Source organism: Liquorilactobacillus mali KCTC 3596 = DSM 20444 (genome assembly GCF_000260415.1).
In the GTDB taxonomy this organism is placed as follows: domain Bacteria; phylum Bacillota; class Bacilli; order Lactobacillales; family Lactobacillaceae; genus Liquorilactobacillus; species Liquorilactobacillus mali.
Genome location: NZ_BACP01000014.1, coordinates 1 through 2,126, shown reverse-complemented (window position 1 = coordinate 2,126; position 2,126 = coordinate 1). Strand labels below are relative to the sequence as shown.

Genomic DNA, 2,126 nt, shown 5'->3' with positions numbered 1-2,126 from the left:
ATAGTCAGCTTCAAGGCCTTGCATTTCTTTGCTAGATAATCGTTCTTCAATCATTAGCTATCCCCCAATCATCTATAATTTCCTAACAAATGTTCAACAGAAGTATTTCCTAGTTCCGCAATTTTCTTTAAGCGTTTTTTATTGGGAGCATTTTTATTAGTTTCCCAGTTTGCAACTGTTCCACTTTTAGCTTTGTCATCAATCTTTTTGGCAAACTCATCCATAGTTAAACCAAGGTCTAGCCTAATCATTCTAATATGGTTTCCAATATCGAATTTATTTTTTTGCTTTGCAACTGATCTCATTCTCCATCCTCCCAAGCTCCTACTAAATCAACATGTTTAAACTGCTCTAACTCGTTTATCTTTTTCAACTCTCTCTTAGTAAAATAGTAATTCTCATTTCTCATATCAAAATCAGCCACTAATTTGTATTCATTTTTATATTTCCAAAGATACAGTCCTGCTACCTTGACTGTTTTCACGTCCTCATGAACTACCTCAATCAATTCAGGATGTTCAAGTGCTTTAATGAATTCAAACTGATTTGAGGCTTTATCATCACCATGTCCATGCCAAAGTTTATTGTATAAAATTGGTTGAGTATCTTTATCAACCTTTAGTAATGCACACAATGGAGACATACTAGCTAACTTATCAAATTCTTTCTTTTCCTCGACCGTCATTTTGATTTTTTCTTGTGCAGGCTGAAAGTCTTCTAACTTTCCTAAAACCTGATTGTTATAAATATCAAGATTGTAATTTTCTTTTAACTTATCAGCGTCGATTTCATCAATTTCAACAACTACTTTGTCGCCTTTTTTATATTCTGTCATTTTGTCACTCCTTAACGTAATCTCTGTACCTAATCAGCTTCGCGCCTTTATATTCTTTGTCGGGCATAATTTTGTTTCTTGCCGTATAGACAGAAACTCCAAAATATTTTGCTATACCTCGACCACCGCCATTTATCACATGTTCCACTCCATTTTGGATAACAATATATCTGTCTTTTAGAATTACATATTCATTCCACAAATCACGCAGTTCAAATTTATTAATCAAATAATACAGCTTGTTATTGCCTATTGAAAATATTTCCATCATTTCTCTAGCTGTGCGATATTTCTTGATTTCATTAGCAAATGCCTCTTTGCTGATTGAGATCCTTTTTAGCTTGATAGGCTTCATGTAATGTATTCCAAGAAGTTTTCTGTATTCAACCAGTCTTTCATCGTCATCATCTAGCGGTGTTAAGTCACTACCCATTTCAGCCAAAAGATAGGCAATTCTCGTTTTCTTAGCAGCATTCATACTATCCTCCAATCAAATCCATAACCGTGTAATCAAAATTGTTAAATACTCGTTCTTCAAATTTTGTCGTCAATCCCAAAACTCGCAATCTGAAATCGTGTTTTCTTGGCACAACAACTTCAATTGGTATACCTGTTTTTGCACCAAACATTTTGAATTTCAGTCTTGACTTTGCATCTACCGCATATGCTGAATATCCATTTTTAATGTCAATCACATGTCGAATTGAGTTATCGTCGTTGTATATTACGAAATCAGCTCTGTAATCAATTCTGCGCAACTTTAGACCACCTATGGCACAATTACCCTGTAGCGTGAATGAACGCTGTATATCGAAACGATAGGGGTATTCTCGTACGAATGTGAGATAGAAGTCTAACTCTTTCTTTGAATCAAACTTATATCCGTCATATTCAATCTTTTTGTTGAAATGTGTTCCAGCCTTATTCATGTTTCCTCCCCATAAGCTCGTCTACGCTCACACACAGTACATCAGCTAACTTGTTAAGCTCACGTTCACCAGGAAAGTTGTGACCACCTTCATAAGCAGTAATCGCTTGTCTGGTTAGTCCAACTTTGTCAGCCAGCATTGCTTGTGTCATACACATCTTCTGCCTAATTTCTCTCAATTTTTTCATGATGTCACCCTCTCATAAGCTCAACAATGATATTTCTGCATGGTCAATCATTTGTTCTTTTGCTTGCTTGTACATGTCTTTCATAATCTCAAAGCCATACGCTGACCTATTAAGTTCCATTGCAGCTCTTAACGTACTGCCACTTCCTGCACATGGGTCAATCACTACATCTCCG

At 35.8% G+C, this 2,126-nt stretch carries 6 protein-coding genes; all 6 read right to left on the bottom strand.

Annotation, left to right across the window (positions count from 1 at the left end; genetic code table 11):
* Positions 1–68: 68 nt before the first annotated feature.
* Positions 69–305 carry a helix-turn-helix domain-containing protein gene (locus GSM_RS02475; RefSeq protein ID WP_003688616.1) on the bottom strand — a complete coding sequence of 79 codons (237 nt, stop codon included), beginning with the start codon at positions 303–305 and terminating at the stop codon, positions 69–71.
* Positions 302–835: a hypothetical protein gene (locus tag GSM_RS02470; RefSeq protein ID WP_003688614.1), complete on the bottom strand. Its 534-nt coding sequence runs from the start codon at positions 833–835 to the stop codon at positions 302–304. The genes GSM_RS02475 and GSM_RS02470 overlap by 4 nt, the downstream gene beginning before the upstream one ends.
* 4 nt (positions 836–839) lie before the next feature.
* Positions 840–1,313 carry a hypothetical protein gene (locus tag GSM_RS02465; protein ID WP_010077745.1) on the bottom strand — a complete coding sequence of 158 codons (474 nt, stop codon included), beginning with the start codon at positions 1,311–1,313 and terminating at the stop codon, positions 840–842.
* Position 1,314: 1 nt separating this feature from the next.
* Complete coding sequence (locus GSM_RS02460; RefSeq protein WP_010077744.1) at positions 1,315–1,764, bottom strand: DUF1064 domain-containing protein; 450 nt, start codon at positions 1,762–1,764, stop codon at positions 1,315–1,317.
* Complete coding sequence (locus tag GSM_RS02455) at positions 1,757–1,951, bottom strand: helix-turn-helix domain-containing protein (RefSeq protein ID WP_010077743.1); 195 nt, start codon at positions 1,949–1,951, stop codon at positions 1,757–1,759. The genes GSM_RS02460 and GSM_RS02455 overlap by 8 nt, the downstream gene beginning before the upstream one ends.
* 12 nt (positions 1,952–1,963) lie before the next feature.
* On the bottom strand, positions 1,964–2,126 hold a 163-nt coding region (locus GSM_RS14645), incomplete at its 5' end, for a DNA methyltransferase (protein WP_010077742.1).

Excerpts from the sequence above, each read along its gene's own strand:
- GSM_RS02475 (WP_003688616.1), bottom strand. The coding sequence starts at position 305 with ATGAGATCAGTTGCAAAGCAAAAAAATAAATTCGATATTGGAAACCAT.
- GSM_RS02455 (WP_010077743.1), bottom strand. The coding sequence starts at position 1,951 with ATGAAAAAATTGAGAGAAATTAGGCAGAAGATGTGTATGACACAAGCA.
- GSM_RS02470 (WP_003688614.1), bottom strand. The coding sequence starts at position 835 with ATGACAGAATATAAAAAAGGCGACAAAGTAGTTGTTGAAATTGATGAA.
- GSM_RS02465 (WP_010077745.1), bottom strand. The coding sequence starts at position 1,313 with ATGAATGCTGCTAAGAAAACGAGAATTGCCTATCTTTTGGCTGAAATG.
- GSM_RS02460 (WP_010077744.1), bottom strand. The coding sequence starts at position 1,764 with ATGAATAAGGCTGGAACACATTTCAACAAAAAGATTGAATATGACGGA.